General features: G+C 71.3%; 16 protein-coding genes. 9 read left to right on the forward strand and 7 right to left on the reverse strand.

Annotated features, from left to right (window positions below; all coding sequences use genetic code 11):
* From AB0C20_RS28905 to AB0C20_RS28940, 8 genes are all read left to right on the forward strand, one after another.
* Window positions 1-2,007, forward strand: a 2,007-nt coding sequence (locus AB0C20_RS28905; RefSeq protein WP_357569120.1) for an aerobic carbon-monoxide dehydrogenase large subunit, incomplete at its 5' end; no start/stop codon positions are given.
* Between the two features lie 10 nt (window positions 2,008-2,017).
* Complete coding sequence (locus tag AB0C20_RS28910) at window positions 2,018-2,884, forward strand: XdhC family protein (protein WP_357180023.1); 867 nt, start codon at window positions 2,018-2,020, stop codon at window positions 2,882-2,884.
* A 3-nt stretch (window positions 2,885-2,887) separates the two neighbouring features.
* Window positions 2,888-3,463 carry a nucleotidyltransferase family protein gene (locus AB0C20_RS28915; protein WP_357180020.1) on the forward strand — a complete coding sequence of 192 codons (576 nt, stop codon included), beginning with the start codon at window positions 2,888-2,890 and terminating at the stop codon, window positions 3,461-3,463.
* On the forward strand, window positions 3,460-4,329 hold the full coding sequence (locus AB0C20_RS28920; protein WP_357569121.1) for a MoxR family ATPase: 870 nt from the start codon (window positions 3,460-3,462) through the stop codon (window positions 4,327-4,329). Before AB0C20_RS28915 ends, AB0C20_RS28920 begins: the two co-directional genes overlap by 4 nt.
* Entirely contained in the window at window positions 4,326-5,156 is an 831-nt protein-coding gene (locus tag AB0C20_RS28925) for an SRPBCC family protein (RefSeq protein WP_357180014.1), read from the forward strand. The genes AB0C20_RS28920 and AB0C20_RS28925 overlap by 4 nt, the downstream gene beginning before the upstream one ends.
* A 327-nt stretch (window positions 5,157-5,483) precedes the next feature.
* Window positions 5,484-5,855 carry an SCP2 sterol-binding domain-containing protein gene (locus AB0C20_RS28930; protein WP_091405597.1) on the forward strand — a complete coding sequence of 124 codons (372 nt, stop codon included), beginning with the start codon at window positions 5,484-5,486 and terminating at the stop codon, window positions 5,853-5,855.
* Window positions 5,855-7,915, forward strand: a complete 2,061-nt coding sequence (locus AB0C20_RS28935; protein ID WP_357185071.1) for a glycogen debranching N-terminal domain-containing protein — start codon at window positions 5,855-5,857, stop codon at window positions 7,913-7,915. Before AB0C20_RS28930 ends, AB0C20_RS28935 begins: the two co-directional genes overlap by 1 nt.
* 95 nt (window positions 7,916-8,010) lie before the next feature.
* On the forward strand, window positions 8,011-8,763 hold the full coding sequence (locus tag AB0C20_RS28940; protein WP_357185073.1) for a lysophospholipid acyltransferase family protein: 753 nt from the start codon (window positions 8,011-8,013) through the stop codon (window positions 8,761-8,763).
* 120 nt (window positions 8,764-8,883) lie between these two features.
* Here the strand turns inward: AB0C20_RS28940 and AB0C20_RS28945 are convergent, their stop codons facing one another.
* The 5 genes from AB0C20_RS28945 to AB0C20_RS28965 all read right to left on the reverse strand — a co-directional run bounded on the left by AB0C20_RS28945 (window position 8,884) and on the right by AB0C20_RS28965 (window position 13,256).
* Window positions 8,884-9,606, reverse strand: a complete 723-nt coding sequence (locus AB0C20_RS28945) for a hypothetical protein (protein ID WP_357185076.1) — start codon at window positions 9,604-9,606, stop codon at window positions 8,884-8,886.
* Between the two features lie 72 nt (window positions 9,607-9,678).
* Window positions 9,679-10,392: a response regulator transcription factor gene (locus AB0C20_RS28950; protein WP_357185079.1), complete on the reverse strand. Its 714-nt coding sequence runs from the start codon at window positions 10,390-10,392 to the stop codon at window positions 9,679-9,681.
* A complete protein-coding gene (locus tag AB0C20_RS28955) occupies window positions 10,365-11,573 on the reverse strand; it encodes a hypothetical protein (protein ID WP_357185082.1) in 1,209 nt (402 codons plus the stop codon). The genes AB0C20_RS28950 and AB0C20_RS28955 overlap by 28 nt, the downstream gene beginning before the upstream one ends.
* Window positions 11,563-12,741 (reverse strand): ATP-binding protein, encoded by a 1,179-nt coding sequence (locus AB0C20_RS28960; protein WP_357569124.1) that lies wholly within the window; start codon window positions 12,739-12,741, stop codon window positions 11,563-11,565. Before AB0C20_RS28960 ends, AB0C20_RS28955 begins: the two co-directional genes overlap by 11 nt.
* A 119-nt stretch (window positions 12,742-12,860) precedes the next feature.
* On the reverse strand, window positions 12,861-13,256 hold the full coding sequence (locus AB0C20_RS28965) for a VOC family protein (protein ID WP_357185085.1): 396 nt from the start codon (window positions 13,254-13,256) through the stop codon (window positions 12,861-12,863).
* Window positions 13,257-13,400: 144 nt separating this feature from the next.
* On the opposite strand from AB0C20_RS28965, the gene AB0C20_RS28970 reads away from it, so the two are divergent.
* On the forward strand, window positions 13,401-14,399 hold the full coding sequence (locus AB0C20_RS28970; protein ID WP_357569122.1) for a hypothetical protein: 999 nt from the start codon (window positions 13,401-13,403) through the stop codon (window positions 14,397-14,399).
* 25 nt (window positions 14,400-14,424) lie between these two features.
* On the opposite strand, the gene AB0C20_RS28975 is transcribed toward AB0C20_RS28970, so the two are convergent.
* Window positions 14,425-15,468 (reverse strand): hypothetical protein, encoded by a 1,044-nt coding sequence (locus tag AB0C20_RS28975; protein ID WP_357569123.1) that lies wholly within the window; start codon window positions 15,466-15,468, stop codon window positions 14,425-14,427.
* Window positions 15,468-15,965, reverse strand: coding sequence for a SigE family RNA polymerase sigma factor (locus tag AB0C20_RS28980; RefSeq protein ID WP_238685479.1), 498 nt, complete (start codon window positions 15,963-15,965; stop codon window positions 15,468-15,470). The genes AB0C20_RS28975 and AB0C20_RS28980 overlap by 1 nt, the downstream gene beginning before the upstream one ends.
* Between the last annotated feature and the right edge of the window lie 801 nt (window positions 15,966-16,766).

Here is a 16,766-nt window from a genome sequence, read left to right on the forward strand (position 1 = left end):
CGTGACGCGCTGGAGCTGATCGACGTCGAGTACGACGTCCTCGACCCGGTGATCGACGCGCGTCGGGCGTTGGAGTCGGACGCGCCGCTGATCCGCGACGATCTGGACGGCAAGACGAACAACCACTGCTTCGACTGGGAGACCGGCGACGAGGCGGCCACCGAGGCGGTCTTCGCCCGCGCGGACGTCGTGGTCAGCCAGGATCTCGTCTACCCCCGGGTACACCCGGCGCCGATGGAGACGTGCGGGGCGGTCGCCGACTACGACGCTGTCGACGGCAAGCTGCGGCTCTGGTCGACCACCCAGGCCCCGCACGCGCACCGCACCCTCTACGCCATAGTGGCCGGCCTGCCCGAGCACAAGATCCAGGTGATCTCGCCGGACATCGGCGGCGGGTTCGGCAACAAGGTGCCGATCTACCCCGGGTACGTCTGCGCGATCGTCGCCTCGATCGTCACCGGCAAGCCGGTGAAGTGGATGGAGGACCGCTCGGAGAACCTGATCAGCACCGGTTTCGCCCGCGACTACATCATGCGCGGGGAGATCGCCGCGACCCGCGACGGCCGGATCCTCGGCATCCGCACCAACGTGCTGGCCGACCACGGCGCGTTCAACGGCACCGCCGCCCCGGTGAAGTACCCGGCCGGCTTCTTCGGGGTCTTCACCGGCAGCTACGACATCGAGGCCGCCTACTGCAAGATGACGGCGGTCTACACCAACAAGGCGCCCGGCGGCGTCGCGTACGCCTGCTCGTTCCGGATCACCGAGGCGGTCTACCTGGTCGAGCGGATCGTCGACTGCCTCGCCGACGAACTCGGCATGGACCCGGCCGAGCTGCGCCTGAAGAACTTCATCCAGCCGGAGCAGTTCCCGTACACGACGAAGACCGGCTGGGTGTACGACTCGGGCAACTACGAGCCGACGATGCGGTTGGCGATGGAGATGGCCGGCTACGACGAGTTGCGCCGCGAGCAGGCCGAGAAGCGGGCCCGGGGCGAGCTGATGGGCATCGGCATCGCGTTCTTCACCGAGGCCGTCGGTGCCGGACCGCGCAAGGACATGGACATTCTCGGGCTGGGCATGGCCGACGGCTGCGAGCTGCGCGTCCACCCGACCGGGAAGGCAGTGGTACGCCTCAGCGTGCAGTCGCAGGGGCAGGGGCACGAGACGACGTTCGCGCAGATCGTCGCCGAGGAGATCGGGATCCCCCCGGCGGACATCGAGGTGCTGCACGGCGACACCGACAACACCCCGTTCGGCCTCGGCACGTACGGCAGCCGTTCGACGCCCGTCTCGGGAGCGGCGGCGGCGCTGGTGGCCCGGAAGGTCCGCGACAAGGCCCGGATCATCGCCTCGGGGATGCTCGAGGTGTCGGTTGCCGACCTGGAGTGGGAGAAGGGCGCGTTCCACGTCGCCGGTGACCCGGGCAGGTCCGTCACGATCCAGGACATCGCCCTGCGCGCGCACGGCGCGGGCGACCTGCCCGAGGGCATCGAGGGCGGGTTGGAGGCGCAGATCTGCTACAACCCGTCGAACCTGACCTATCCGCACGGCGCGTACATCTGCGTGGTGGACATCGACCCAGGAACGGCGCAGGTGAAGGTACGACGGTTCATCGCCGTCGACGACTGCGGCACCCGGATCAACCCGATGATCATCGAGGGGCAGGTGCACGGCGGTTTGACCGACGGGGTCGGTATGGCGCTGATGGAGATGATCGCGTTCGACGAGGACGGCAACTGCCTCGGCGCGTCCCTGATGGACTACCTGATCCCGACGTCGCTGGAGGTGCCCGACTGGGAGACCGGTTTCACCGTCACGCCGTCGCCGCACCACCCGATCGGCGCGAAGGGCGTGGGCGAGTCCGCCACGGTGGGGTCGCCGCCCGCGATCGTCAACGCGGTCATCGACGCCCTGAAGCCCTTCGGCGTCCGCCACGCCGACATGCCGCTGACGCCGTCGCGGGTCTGGGACGCGATGCGCGGCCAGGCCCGGCCGCCGATCTGAGGAGCCGAGAATGACCACCATCGCCGAACGCGCCCGGGAGCTGACCGACACCCGGGAGCCGTTCGTCCACGCCACAGTGGTCCGCGCGCAGGATCCGACGTCGGCCCGGCCGGGCGACGACGCGGTGATCCGGTCCGACGGCTCGATCGAGGGCTTCGTGGGCGGGGTGTGCGCGCAGAGTTCGGTACGGGCCGCCGCCCTCGACACCCTGCGCGACGGCACCGCCCTGCTGCTGCGGGTGCTGCCGGAGGGCGCGGCACCGTTCCCCGAGACGCCGGGGGCGCGGGTGGTGGTGAACCCGTGCCACTCCGGTGGGGCGATCGAGGTCTTCCTCCGACCGATGCTGCCGGCGCCGGCGCTGCGCGTGGTCGGTGACACCCCGATCAGCGCCGCCGTGGCGACCCTGGCCGGGTTCCTCGACTTCGACGTCGTCGCCGCCGACGACAGCACCGGCTGCACCGCTGTGGTGGTGGCCGGGTTGGGCACTGGCGAGCCGGAGGCGATCCGGGCCGCACTCGACGCCGGCGTCGGGTTCATCGCGTTGGTGGCCAGCGGCAAACGCGGCACGGCCCTGCTCGACGAGCTGGGCCTCACCGACCCGGAACGCGCCCGCGTCCACACCCCGGCCGGGCTGGAGATCGGCGCCCGCACGCCAGCGGAGATCGCCCTGGCGATCATGGGTGAGGTGGTCCGGGCCATCCGGGTGGACGGGCTGGCCCCGGCCTCCGGCGCGCCGGCCGCCCGACCGCAGCAGGCCCTCGACCCGGTGTGTGGGATGACAGTGCTGGTCGGGGCGGAGACGCCGCACGCGCGCGTCGACGGGCAGGACTTCTGGTTCTGCTGCGCCGGTTGCCTCGCGAGTTACACGGCGGCGTGACAGGTGTTCCTGACCGGCGTGGTGCTCGCCGCTGGAGCGTCGGTGCGGTTCGGCGAGGCCAAGCAACTGCTCCCGTACCGGGGGCGGACGCTGCTCGACGCCACACTCGACCTGGCCCGCTCGTGCGGCTTCGACCAGTTGCTCGTCACCCTCGGCGGCGCGGCTGGCGACATCCGCGACCGGGTGGACCTGACCGGATGCCAGGTCGTGCAGAACCCGGCGTTCAGCACCGGCTGCGGGTCGTCGGTGCGCACCACCGCCCGGGCGGTGGACCCGCGCGCCGACGCGCTGGTGCTGCTCCTCGGCGACCAGCCCGGCGTCCGCGCCGCTGACGTCCGCCGGGTCGCCGCGGCGAGCACCCCGCTGGCCGTGTGCCGGTACGCGGACGGCCTGGGCCATCCCTTCCGCTTCGGCCGGGAGGTGCTGCCCGAGTTGTACGACCTGCACGGCGACAAGGCCGTCTGGAAGCTCCTGCACTCCGGGCGCCACCCGGTGACCGAGGTGACGGTCGACGGGCCGGTGCCGATCGACGTGGACACCCGAGCCGACTACGAGCGCCTGCTGGCGGGCGAGGCATGAAGGACGCCCAGGCCGTCCGGCACCGCCTCGACGCCGTCGACTACCTGGTCGACGACGGCATGGCGATGGCGCTGTTCCTGGCCCTGCGCCTCGGTCGGCCACTGCTGCTGGAGGGCGAGCCGGGGGTCGGCAAGACCGCCGCCGCGAAGGCGTTGGCCCGCGCGCTGGAGACACCGCTGATCCGGTTGCAGTGCTACGAGGGGCTCACCGCTGGCGAGGCGCTCTACGAGTGGAACTACCAGCGGCAGCTGCTGGCGATCCGGCTCGCCGAGGCGCACCACACCCGGCTCACCGACGCGGATCTGTTCAGCGCCGAGTACCTCCAGGAACGGCCGATCCTGCGGGCCGTACGCCACAGTGGGCCGGTCCCGCCGGTGCTGCTGATCGACGAGATCGACCGGGCCGACGACGAGTTCGAGGCGCTGCTGTTCGAGTTCCTCGGCGAGGCCGGCATCACGATCCCCGAACTCGGCACCTTCACCGCCCGCACGCCACCGGTCGTGGTGCTCACCTCCAACCGCAGCCGGGAGTTGCACGACGCGCTGCGCCGCCGCTGCCTGTACCACTGGATCGACTTCCCCGAGCCCTCCCGCGCCGTGGAGATCGTCCGCCGGGCCGTACCGGGCGCGACCGAGCCGCTGATCCAGACGGCCGTGCAGTTCATCGGCGTCGTACGCCACCGGGAGTTGGAGAAGGCGCCCGGGATGGCGGAGACCATCGACTGGGTGGGCGCGCTGTCCGTGCTGGGCGTCACCGATCTGGCCGCCGACGGTGTCGTCCAGACCATCGGCACCATCGCCAAGACCCCCGACGACCGCGCCGTGGTCGCCGCCGCGCTCGGCGCCTACCAGGAGAGTCCGCCATGAAGATCACCAACGAGTTCGCGGTCACCGTCCCGATCGAACGGGCCTGGGCGGTGCTCACCGACCTGGAAGGGCTCGCACCGTGCCTGCCGGGCGCCCAGCTGACCGACGTCGACGGCGACGTCTACCAGGGCCGGGTGCGGGTCAAGGTCGGACCGGTCGTCTCGGAGTTCGCGGGCACCGCCCGGTTCGTCGAGAAGGACGACGCCGCGTACCGCGGGGTTATCGACGCGAAGGGCCGGGACGCCCGCTCGGCCGGCACGGCGTCCGCGCTGGTCACCGCGCACCTGCGGCCGGACGGCGACCGGACGGTGGTCAGTGTGGACACCGATCTGAAGATCTCCGGCAGGCTGGCCCAGTTCGGCAGCGGCATGATCAAGGAGGTGTCGGGCAAGTTGCTGGCCCAGTTCGTCGCCAATCTGGAGGCCAAGCTCGCCGCCGAACCGCCGGTGCCGCATTCCGACGCCGAACCTGTGGCGGCCGCGTCCGCCGCGCCGCCCGAGTCAGCCCCGGGGGCGTCCGCCGCACCGATCGAGCCAACTCCGGCCGCGTCCGCCACGGCGGTCGCGACCACGCCCAGCACCGCCGCCGTGGCACCCTCACCCGTCGAGCCGTCAACGGTCTCGTCACGGCCAGGTTCGCCGCCGCCGGTCGCACCGTCCCCGGTCGCGTCGTCGGGCGATGCCGTACGTGTCGCGCCGACCGCCGAGCCGGAGGCGCTCGACCTGCTCAGCATCGCCGGCGGGTCGGTCACCAAGCGCCTCGTACCGGTGCTCGTCGGTCTGGTCGCGGTCGGCGCGGTGATCGCCTGGCTGGTCGCGCGCCGGTGAGCAAGGGCGTGCTGCGCGGCGTCGACCGGGCCGCGTTCGCTGTGGCGCTGGCCGGGCGCCTGCGCCGTCCGGGAGGGCCGGCGCTGTGGCGTCTCCACCCCTTCGGTGATCAAGAGATTCGCGTCACGACACGCCGGAAGCGATGACGCAAAGCTCTTGATCACCGGCGCAGGGCGGGGTGGGTGATCAAGGTCGGGTCACCCGAATTGGGCGAGGTTGACCGGGGGAGTGGCGGGGACCCGTGCGGGGACGTGCAACGCCGGCCATCCGTGCGACGCGAGCGCGGTGGGTGGGATCCCGGGCCCGGCAACTGGGAGGAGTGACCCGATGGTGGACGCGACCACGAGGTTCTTCGAGGACCTGGACCGGCGGGGGTACGAACCCCTGCTGGCCAAGACCTCCGGGACGCTGCGGATCGACCTGCACGAGGGGGCGCAGACCCGGCACTGGCTGCTGAGGATCGACCACGGTCGGCTGAACGTCAGTCAGGAGGACCAGGAGGCCGACACGGTGATCGGCGCCAGCCCCGTCCTCTTCGACGACATCGCCTCGGGGCGCGAGCACGGCCTGGCCGCGCTGCTGCGGGGGGACATGACCGTGTCCGGTGACGCGCGCCTCGTCGTACAGGTCGAGCGGATCTTCCCGGGTTCCCCGGACGCCCGTGGGCCGCGTCGGCGATTCGCCGGGGAGGTGCACTGATGGGGCAGAGCAACACGATCCGGATCCTGGACGGCAACACGTTCGTCGTCTGCGAGGACACCGGTGACATCGAGGCGACGCCGAGCGAGCCCACCGGGCTCTTCTCCATCGACACCCGGTTCCTGTCGACCTGGGTGCTGACAGTCAACGGTGAGCGACTCAACTCGCTCTCCTACGACGACCTGCAGTACTTCGAGTCGCGATTCTTCCTGGTCCCGGGGATGGCCACGCACTACGTGGACGCGAAGCTGTCGATCATCCGGGAGCGCACTGTGGGCGGCAGCTTCTGTGAGCAGCTGACCATCCTCAACCACGACGAGAAGCCGGTCGACCTGGAAGTCCGGATGGACGCGGCGTCGGACTTCGCCGACCTGTTCCAGGTCAAGGACGAGATCCTGAACAAGAAGGGCGAGATCTACACCGAGGTGGAGTCGGACCGGCTGCGGCTGGGGTACCGGCGGGGGAACTTCCGGCGGGAGACCGTCATCTCGTCGTCGATGTCGGCCCGGTACGACAGCAAGGGCTTCGCGTACACGGTGCACCTGGAGCCCAACGAGCAGTGGGACGCCTCGATCGACGTGCAGACCCACGCGGTCGGGCCCGGCGGCCGGGACCTGCGCTTCGGGCTGCGCAAACACGGCACCGAGCGGCTCGCCCTCCAGCACGACCTGGAGAAGTGGATCGCCGACGCACCGAAGGTCAACAGTGAGCACGGCCGGGTGGCCAGCACGTACCGGCGCAGCCTGATCGACCTGGCGGCGCTGCGTTTCTCGCCACTGTCGCTGGGCGGCGCCACCCTGCCAGCCGCCGGTCTGCCCTGGTTCATGACCATGTTCGGCCGGGACAGCATCCTCACCTGCCTGCAGACGCTGCCGTTCACCCCGCAGTTGTCGAAGACGACGCTGCGCATCCTGGCGTCGTTGCAGGGCAGCCGGTTCGACGACTTCCGGGACGAGGACCCGGGGCGCATCCTGCACGAGATGCGCTACGGCGAGACCGCGGCCTTCGAGGAGCAGCCGCACTCGCCGTACTACGGCTCGGTCGACGCGACGCCGCTGTTCATCGTGCTGCTCGACGAGTACGAGCGGTGGAGCGGGGACGTCGCGCTGGTCAAGGAGTTGGAGCAGGAGTCCCGGGCCGCGCTGAGGTGGATCGACAACTACGCCGACCTGGTCGGCACCGGCTACATCTGGTACGAGCGACGCAACACCGACACCGGCCTGGAGAACCAGTGCTGGAAGGACTCCTGGGACTCGATCTCCTACTCCGACGGCACGCTGCCACCGTTCCCACGGGCCACCTGCGAGGTGCAGGGGTACGCGTACGACGCGAAGGTCCGCGCGGCCCGGTTGGCGCGCGAGTTCTGGGGTGACCCGGAGTACGCCGACCAGTTGGAGCGGGAGGCGGCAGAGCTGAAGGAGCGGTTCAACAGGGACTGGTGGGTGGACGACGGCGAGTACTTCGCCCTGGCCCTGGACCCGGACGGCCGGCAGTGCGACATCCTCAGCTCCAACATCGGCCACCTGCTGTGGAGCGGGATCGTCGAACCCGAGCGGGCGGAGAAACTCGCCGCGCACCTGGTCGGGCCGCGGCTCTTCTCCGGCTGGGGGGTGCGCACCCTCGCCGAGGGGGAGGCCCGCTACAACCCCATCGGCTACCACAACGGCACGATCTGGCCGTTCGACAACTCGTTCATCGCCTGGGGCCTGCGCCGCTACGGCTTCGCCGAGGAGGCCGCGACCATCGCCAACGGCATCCTGGACGCGGCCACGTACTTCGACGGCCGGTTGCCGGAGGCGTTCGGCGGTTACCCGCGGGAGCTGACCAAGTTCCCGGTGGAGTACCCGACGGCGTGTAGCCCGCAGGCCTGGTCGACGGGTACGCCGCTGTTGCTGCTGCGCACCATGCTCGGTCTGGAGCCGCACGAGGGTCACCTCGCGGTCGAGCCACGGCTGCCGGTGGGGATGGGCCGCATCGAGGTGCTGGACATCCCGGGTCGGTGGGGCCGGGTGGACGCGTTCGCCCGGGGGCGACTGGACCTGGACAACCTCGGCGACTGACCGACTGGGCCGCCGAACCGGCGGTGGCGCGCCACCCGCGACGCCGCCGGTTCTCCACCCAGCCGGTCCCCAGCCGGTCAGGGTAGATTCTGCGAATGCCGGAGCTCGTGTACCCGCCCGTTATCGCCGCCGCCAAGACGCTGTTCCGGGTCCTCGACCTGAAGATCACCATCGAGGGCGCCCACCACGTACCCCGCACGGGCGGGGCGGTGCTGGCCAGCAACCACGTCAGCTACCTCGACTTCATCTTCGCCGGTCTGGGCGCTAACGCGTCTGGCCGGCTGGTCCGCTTCATGGCAAAGGACTCGGTCTTCACGCACAGGATCTCCGGTCCGCTGATGCGCGGGATGCGGCACATTCCGGTGGACCGGCAGGCCGGTGCCGCCTCGTTCCGCGCCGCCGTGGGCGCGCTCAAGCAGGGCGAGGTCGTCGGCGTCTTCCCCGAGGCGACGATCAGCCGGTCGTTCACGGTCAAGGAGCTCAAGAGCGGCACGGTCCGGATGGCCCGCTCGGCGAAGGTGCCGGTGCTGCCTGTCGCGTTGTGGGGCACCCAACGCCTCTGGACCAAGGGTCGCCCGCGCACCCTGACCCGTCGGCACACGCCGATCACCATCCTGATCGGCGAGCCGATCAACCCGGCGGACTTCCCGGACCCGAACGTGCTGGCCGCGGAGCTGACCGCCCGCCTCAGCACCCTCGTCGACCGGGCGCAGCGGGATTATCCGGACACCCCCGCCGGTCCGGACGACACCTGGTGGCAGCCGGCGCACCTGGGCGGCAGCGCGCCCACGCCGGAGGAGGCCGCCGCTCTGGACGCCGCCTCCGAACACCGCGCCCCCAGCGCCTGACGCTGGAGGAGCGTGTCGAAGTCCTCGGCCCGCGAGCCGGCCCGCGGCTGCGACACGCTCCTCAGCTTGCTGGGATCGGGCACGGCAGCACAGTGGAAGCCGCCGCGCGGGCCGTCGGCTTCACCGATGCCCGGACGCTGCGCCGCCTGCGAGCCCGCCCCACGTTGTCGGGTCCGGTCTCGAGCGGTAGTAGTCGTCCCGGGAGTGGAACTCCACAGGCAACGAGCCGGGCAGCGTGATCCGGGTGTCGCCGGCGAGCAGACCGGGACCGGCCCGCAGCAGCAGCACGTCGCGCTCCTGGGCCGAGAGGTCGACCAGTTGTGGACGGTTGAGCCGGAACATGGCCACCGCCCGGCGGACCTGCCGGGCCAGCGCCACGACCTCGGCGGTCGTCCCGCTGAGGGCCAACGCCGGCTGCTGAATGGTGCGCAGCGCGTCGCAGACGATCAGCAACTGCGCCGGGGCGTCCGGCGCGCTCGTCGGCAGCTCCAACCGGGACGGCCACTGCCAGCGGATCTGACCGCTCATCAGGCCGTTCAGTCGGGCCGGCGGTCGGGCCCGGTGCGTGCCGTCGCCGACCAGCGACAGCTGCGAGCCACTGCCCACCCAGCAGATCCGCTGGTCGGTGACTGTCACTGCGACCGGCTCGGGCAACTGCCAACGGCGGCGCACCTCGCTCGGCCCGAGCAGGTAGCCCGCGACGAGCAGCTGGTGTCGCCCGAGCAACCGCTCGCCGGGCATCGGTCGGAGGTTGTAGCGGCGGTCCAGGGTCGGGCCCACGTCGTCGTCGGGGGCGTCGAACCGGTGGGGACCGATGAAGAAGGGGGACGCGTCGGCGTGCATCGTCACGACCTTCCGGTCAGCTGGCTGTGTACTGAAGCCTTCCGGAGCGGAGCGCCCCTGTCATGACGCCTGTTAGGGGGTCGGCCGGTCGTGTGTCGCCTGTGACCGGTAGATGCCGATCTCCTCCGGGCGGACGAGACCGTCCTCGATCGCACGGGCGAGTAGTGCCGCCTTTGTGGCGGCTGGTCGCCCCGCCCGGGTGTACTTGATCCGTGCCCGGTCGACGTACTGCTTCACAGTGTGCTCGCTGATCTGCATCCGCCGGGCCACCGACGCCTTCGACATCGACTGGAACCAGAGCAGCAGCGCCTCACGCTCCTTGTCGGACAACATCGGCCGGTCCGGCCGGGGGTCGCCTACCATCGCACCGGCCAGCGCCGGCGGCACGTACGGGCGGTCGCTCGCGGCGGCCAGCACAGTTTCCACGCAGTGTTCCCGGCCCTCGTGCTTGGCCAGGAACGCCACCGCCCCGGCGTCCAGCGCGGCGAGCATCGTCTGCGGGTCGGTGTGCTCCGAATAGACCACCACCCGCCGGCCGGCGGCGCTCAGCTCGGCCAACTTGTCCAACGCCATCCGCCCGTGCAGTCGCAGATCGAGCAGGATGACGTCGGCGTCCGGCGCCGCCCGCAGCACCGCGTCCGGGTCGTCGCCGGTGGCGAGCACCGTCAGGCGGGGCTCGGTGGCGAGCCAGGCGCGGACCCCCTCGACCACCACCGGATGGTCGTCGACGATCGCCACCCCGACCGGCCGATCGCCGGTCACCGCCGCCACCGGGTCTGCGCCCATCTGATGTTCCCGTCCCGTTCGTAGAGGTACTGCACCGGCCCGTCGTCGTGATCCCCGGGGGGTGGGCCGGTCGACTCCGGCCCCTCCCGGTCCGGCGTGACCAGGCTGACCACCACCTCGTCCGAGCCGGAGACCACTGTCAGACGCGCCCATCCCCGGGCGTCGGCGAGGGTGCCGGTGAGCGGGTCGGCCAGCCTGCGGCGGACCTCCACCGGCAGCGGCGGCGGGGTGCCGATGGTGACCAGGTCGATCGGAAGGCCGTTGCGTTCCGCCAGATCGGCGGCGGCTCGCAACTCGTGCAACAGCGGGTCGGGCACATCGTCGGACTCGGCGATCAGCCGGCGCAGCCGAGCGGCGGCCAGCATGCACCGCCGCTGCACCTCCGGGTCGTCCGGGTCGGCCTGTCCGGCGGCCAGATCGCCGAGGACACGCCCGGCCGCCGAGCTGACCAGGGCGAGCCGGTCCCGGCGTTCCCGAAGGCCCCGCTCGGCGGCATCCCGCTCCGCGGCCATCGCGTGACCGGCGGCCGAGACGGCGGCCCGTTCCCGAGCCAGGCCGACGATGACGGTGCTGCCCACGAAGACCGCCACCGGCAGGGAGAACGTGCCGTAGACGTACATCACGTAACGGGCCACGTCCGCCGGATCGGGGCCGTGCACGAGCACGGCGACCAGGGCGATCAACGCGTGCGTGCCGAGGAGCGCGATCAGCCCCACGACGCGCCGACCCCAGACCGCCAGCACGAAGAACCAGCCGAGCGTGCCCCACACCCAGTTGGCGGCGGTGAACAACTGCCGCTCGCCGGCCGCGGCGAAGACGGCCGCGTCGACGAGCAGCAACAGCCCGGCCAGCGGCCACGGCGGCAGTGGCGAGCCTTGCAGCAGCCGCACCCCGGCCACCGCGCCGGTCACCGCGACCAGGATCCAGGCGCCGAGCACCACCGCTGGCGCGGCGAACTCCGCGCGGGCGGACAGCACCGCCGGCAGCGCGATCGCGACGTGCCAGGCCAACGCGATGGCGACGGCGGCGATCCGGGCACCCCGGTCGGACGCGTGCGCCACGGCGGCCGGCGCGGCGAGCGCCGCAGGGGAGTCCGGCTCGCGGGGCGTCGGAACGTTGGTCCGGTCCGGTGCCTCCGGTGCGTCGCTGACGTGCGCCGGGGTGTTCAGGTCAGCCGACACCGGGCCACTCCAGCCGAATCCGGGTGCCCGCGCCGACGGTCGAGTGCACGTCGGCCCGGCCACCGACCGTCGCCATCCGGCCGCGGATCGACTCGCGTAACCCGTACCGGTGCGGTGGGACTGTGGCCAGGTCGAAGCCGGGGCCGTCGTCGGCGACCTCGACCACGACGCCGATCGCGTCGCGCGTCAGCCGCAGCGTGGCCCCGGCGCCCGGCGCGTGGCGGACCACGTTGGACAGCGCCGCGTAGGCGCTCTCGCTGATCGCGTCGGCCACCCCGACCGGGACGGCGCAGGACGCCAAGTCCAGCCGTACCGCGAGCTCGGGCAGCCGGGCGACCACCAACCGCAACTGCCCGTCGAGCGGCACCGGGCCGTCGCCGGCCACCGGGCCGACGTCGGTGAGCGAGACGAGGGTACGCAGGTCGGCCGCGCACCGGTCCCGGAAGGCGGCCGAGGGCCCAGCCACCGCACCGAGCCCGACCATGGTCAGCGTCCCGAGCACTGTGTCGTGCAGGTCGCGGTTCTGTTGGCGTTCGGCCTCGCGGGCGGCGCGCGCTACCAACGCCTCCCGGGTCAGCCGCTGGTGTTCGACGAAGGCGCGATCCGCCCGGCCGATGCGTCGGCGCATGACCGCCGCCATCATCGCCGTGCAGGCGGTCTGCGCCAGTAGCGTGGCCGCGTGTGCCCTGGCTTCGGTGGGGTTGCCGGCGGCCTGCGCCCCTGTCACGTAGGTGGCTATCACGAGTAGACCGGCCGGGATCGACCAGCGGGCCGAGGTAGTGGCCTGCGTGTTGATCACCGTGGTGCTGGCCAGCACGGCGATCCAACTGCCCTCGCCGGGCAGCACCTCGGGCGCCACCAACACCGGGATGAGCAGGCAGGTGAGCGCGGTGACGGCCACGTCACCGCCGACGAGGCCGGGGCCGATGCCGTGGCGCAACGCGCGGTGCGCGTACCAGAGCGACCAGCCGGTCAGTACTGCCACAGCGGGCAGCAACACCGCCTGCTGCACCGGCGGGGTCTGCACCGACACGGCCACCGCCGCGCCGAACACCCCGCAGCTCAGCCGGAGCAGCGCTGGGAGCGTGGTGAAGATGAGGCCCAGGGCCCCGCCGGCCGGGTTGTCCAGCGCGGGCGGCGGCACGGTTGGGGTGGCAACGGCCGGCATCGGGAAGTGTCCTTCCGACAACGACCCGGTCCGGGTCCACACGGCGTAGATCGACATCGGACAATAGCATGGCGGACCGTGACGGGGTGATCCCTTGCGTGCGGAGTGTCGCTAATGTGTCACTCTGTGCTGCGGGGCTGAAGGAGGTCCCAGCGGTTGCCGTAGATATCGACGAACACCGCTACCGAACCGTACGCCTCGTGGCGCGGTTCCTCCAGAAAACGCACCCCGGCCGCCACCATCCGGGCGTGGTCCCGGGCGAAATCCTCCGTATAGAGGAACAGCCCGACCCGGCCGCCGGTCTGGTCGCCGATCCGAGCCTGCTGCTCGGCGCTGCTCGGCCGGGCAAGGAGCACTGCCGTCTCCCGGGCCCCCGCTGGGCGGACCACCACCCAGCGTGAACCGTCGGGTCGGGCGGTGTCCTCCACCAGCTCGAAACCGAGGTCGCCGACGTAGAAGTCGATCGCCTCGTCGTACTCAGTGACCAGCAGCGTGACAAGTCCCAGATGTGCCATTCGGCCATTCTGCCGGCGGACGCCCCGGGCCCGGCCGGCGACGTCCGTGCCGGTCACCCTCGTCACGCCGCGGGCCGGCCGGCCGGCCGGAACCGGACGCGTCTGTCGCCCGTCTCATCCTCGGGTGGAAGGGTGGTGAGCCGGATGCGCTCGTCCCGGACGGTACTGGCGGTGGCACTGCTCGGCATGGTGCTGGGTGGCTGCGGTGGCACGGTGATCGGGCCGGGCGATCCGAGGGAGCCCGGTCCGGCCGAGGTCGTCGACGGGTGGACCTCCTGTGCCAAGGCGGCACCCCGGGCCGGCGAGGTGATCACGGTGCCGACCACGGAGACGCCTCCGTCGGCAGTGAAAGAGCCGACGATCGGTCGCATCGACAGCGCGTTCACAGCGGTCGCTGCCGTGATCTGCGGGCGCGAAATTCGGCCGGGCCCCGACGGCGGCCAGGAGCAGATCGCCACCGAGCGGCGCGCCGAGCAGATCACACCGTTGCTCACCGCGCTACGCCTGCCCAGCGAGCAGACCGGCGGGGAGGTCGCCTGCACCCTCGAAATGGTCATCCCGCCGTGGTTGGCCCTGGTGGACGATCGGGGGCGCTGGCTGCGGCCGCACATCCCGACGGACTCCTGCGGCAAGCCTCACCCCGACGTGATCGCCGCGTTGGCCGGGCCGCAATGGACCACGGTGGACACCCGTACCATCCGGCAGATCGAATCCGCGGCGGCCGAGGCCGCCGGATGCGCGCAGCAGTGGACGGACATGGTGTGGGTGCAGACCCGAAACGGTAGCCCAGGACCGCCCGGGCCGGGGCTACCGCCGGCCGCCGGGCCGCTGCGCCTCTGCGTCTACCAGGTGCCCGCGTCGCTCCAGGAGGGCGAGAAACCGGCCGGCGATTTCGTGTACGGCGGTCCGCTGCCGACCGAGCGCCAGGCGGGCGTGTTCCGGGCGCTGTCCAACCGCCGGGCAGTGGTCGACTGTGCCACCCCAGCGACCCGCTTCGCGGTGCTACGCCCGCTCGAAGGTGCGGGCCCCGACCGGTACGTGGAACTCGACGGCTGCCGCCGGTTCCTGGTCGCGCCAGCGACCGGCGCTGCGCAGCTCGGCCAGGGCGACGACGCGCTGATTGCCCTGCTGGGGCCCGTCTGAGCCGGCCGATCCGCGACACCCGGCGTCACCAGGTGTCCGGGCGGTCGAGATCGCGGGCCGGCTGGTACCCGCCGAGGATCGCCAAGCCCTCCGCCTCGGTGTAGCCGTTCCCCCGACCCTTGCGGAACGCCTCGACGTGGCAGGGCCTGACCACCATCTCCAGCACGTCCCTGCCTTGTCGGCGGACCCGGTAGGGGCCCGCGACAAGGTCTCCGCGGCGGGCGTCGTCGCCGGCCGGGGCGAGTTGCGCCCGAACGGTCAGCCAACGACCGGATGCGTCACCGACCACCAGAGAGCCCTCGACGAAGGAGTCCCGCGCCGACCGGCCGAGCGTGACCGAGCACTCCAGCAGCCGTCCGTCGGGCGGCAGCGACTCCAGGCGGAACGGCACGACACAGCGGTGGGCGCCATCGAACCGGACCCGGCTCGCCGTACCGGCCGCCTCGTCCCGGGTGGTCGCGTAGATCTCCAACTGGGCCCAGAGCCCGTCGGCGGGTTGCCAGCGGACGAACCACAGCTTCCGGTCGCCGGACGGATCGAACCAGGCGACCCCGGGGCGGTCGCCGACCCGCACCTCGGTCCGTCCCTGCGGTTGCCCCTGCGAGGACAACGTTTGCTGGAGCCCGTCCAGCAAATCTTCGGTACGCGCCAACACGAAACGAGCCTGACCGGTCGGGCCGCGAAACTCGACGCTCTCGATGCCGCGCCCGGTGCGCCACGACGCGGAACTGGCATCGCTCACCAGCGTCTCGGTCGAGAAGTGCACAGTCGCGGGATCGGCACCGACCTCCTCGGGGCGTACGGTCCCACCGCTCTGTGCCTCCGGCAGCATCAACGCCGCGGCCGGCATGATCGGGTCATCGGTGGTTCCGCCGCCCGGAAACACCAGCACCACCGAGGTGAGAGCGGCACACGCCGCCGCCACACCGCCGGCGATCAGTCCTCGTCGCCGCAGTCGCAACCGCCGGCCACGATGACGGGCCCGTTGCACGATCGGCGTCGGATCGATGTCGCCGCCCGCCCGACGCTTGAGCGTGGTGGCGAGCTGCTCGTCGAGGTCACTGAACATCAGAGCTCTCCTGCCCATGCGTGGGTAGCTGCAACCTGCCGCTGACGCAACGTCGCCAGGGCCCGCCTCGCGTGTGTGCGTACCGTGCCTGTCGAACAGGCGAGGATCTCGGCGATCGACGTGTCGTCGAGATCCTCGTAGTAGCGCAGAACGATCACAGTGCGCTGACGCGCCGGCAGATCACAGACCAGCCGCCACAGTGCGTCGCGCTCGGCGACCCCGGCGGCCTCGTCCACGTCGCCCGCCCGATCGAGCACCGCGGCAACCGAGATCTCGCGGCTGCTGAGCCGACGCCACCACGAGTTGTGGGTGTTGACGAGCATGCGCCGGACGTAGGCATCAGGACGGTCCGTCCGTGAGATGCGACCCCACCGGGCGTACGCCCGCGCGAGGACATCCTGAACCAGATCCTCGGCTCGGTGCTCGTCACCGGTCAGCAGCCGGGCGAGCCGCACCAGCGCCGAAGTGCGAGCGAACGCGTACTCCTCGAACGTCACGCCCTATTAACGCCTCAGGCCGGCCGCTCCGTAGACACCCACCGGGCACTTTGTGCGCCGCAGGCCGGAAGTGCGGCGCACGCGGCGGCGGTGTCGTGGGTCCAGAGGATCACCGCGCCCGCTGGCCTTGGCACCGGCAGGACTTACTCCGTCCTCGGAGAAAATCTATGCGCGAAGCGCTAGACATTCGCGCCGTCGCCAACTAACGTTCCTGTGGTCGAGAGCAGAGCAAACAAAGACGCTGACGTTGCCGCCCCGCACGAGGGCGAAGGAGTGGGGCAGGGATCTTGCAAGTCCTGCTCGGTTCGGCGGCAGACATGTGCCGCAGTTAGGCAGTACGCGTGTGACAGCGGGTGGGGCCAACGCTTGTTCAGGGCTTCACTCGAGGTGAGGAGAGTTCGTCGTACGTGTTGGGGCCATGAAGTCGCGTGGGGCTCGGACACCGACGGACAGCACGGAGTACGACAGAGGAAATCAGAGGCAAGGGAGGGCATTACACCGTTGGATCGCCCGCTGCCAGTCGCAATCGTGGGCTGGGCGCGGACACCGCAGTTTCCCTCGAACGAGAGGTGGTCTCCGGTCACGCTTATGCGATCCTCGCACCCGAAGCCGTCCCTGACGGCTGGTGCGGACAAGACAAGCCGACGTTCTGTCGGTAGATGGTGTTCCTGACCCACAACCCTTGGGCCCCGGTGCTTCCGAGCACCGGGGCCCTCGTGATGGAGGTTCCATGGCTCAACCCGACCGCCGTACAACTCATCAACGTCACCCTTGACGCACTCGTCGGCGCGGACGTGCTGC

The organism is Micromonospora sp. NPDC048843, from assembly GCF_040649965.1.
GTDB classification, from domain to species: domain Bacteria; phylum Actinomycetota; class Actinomycetes; order Mycobacteriales; family Micromonosporaceae; genus Micromonospora; species Micromonospora hortensis.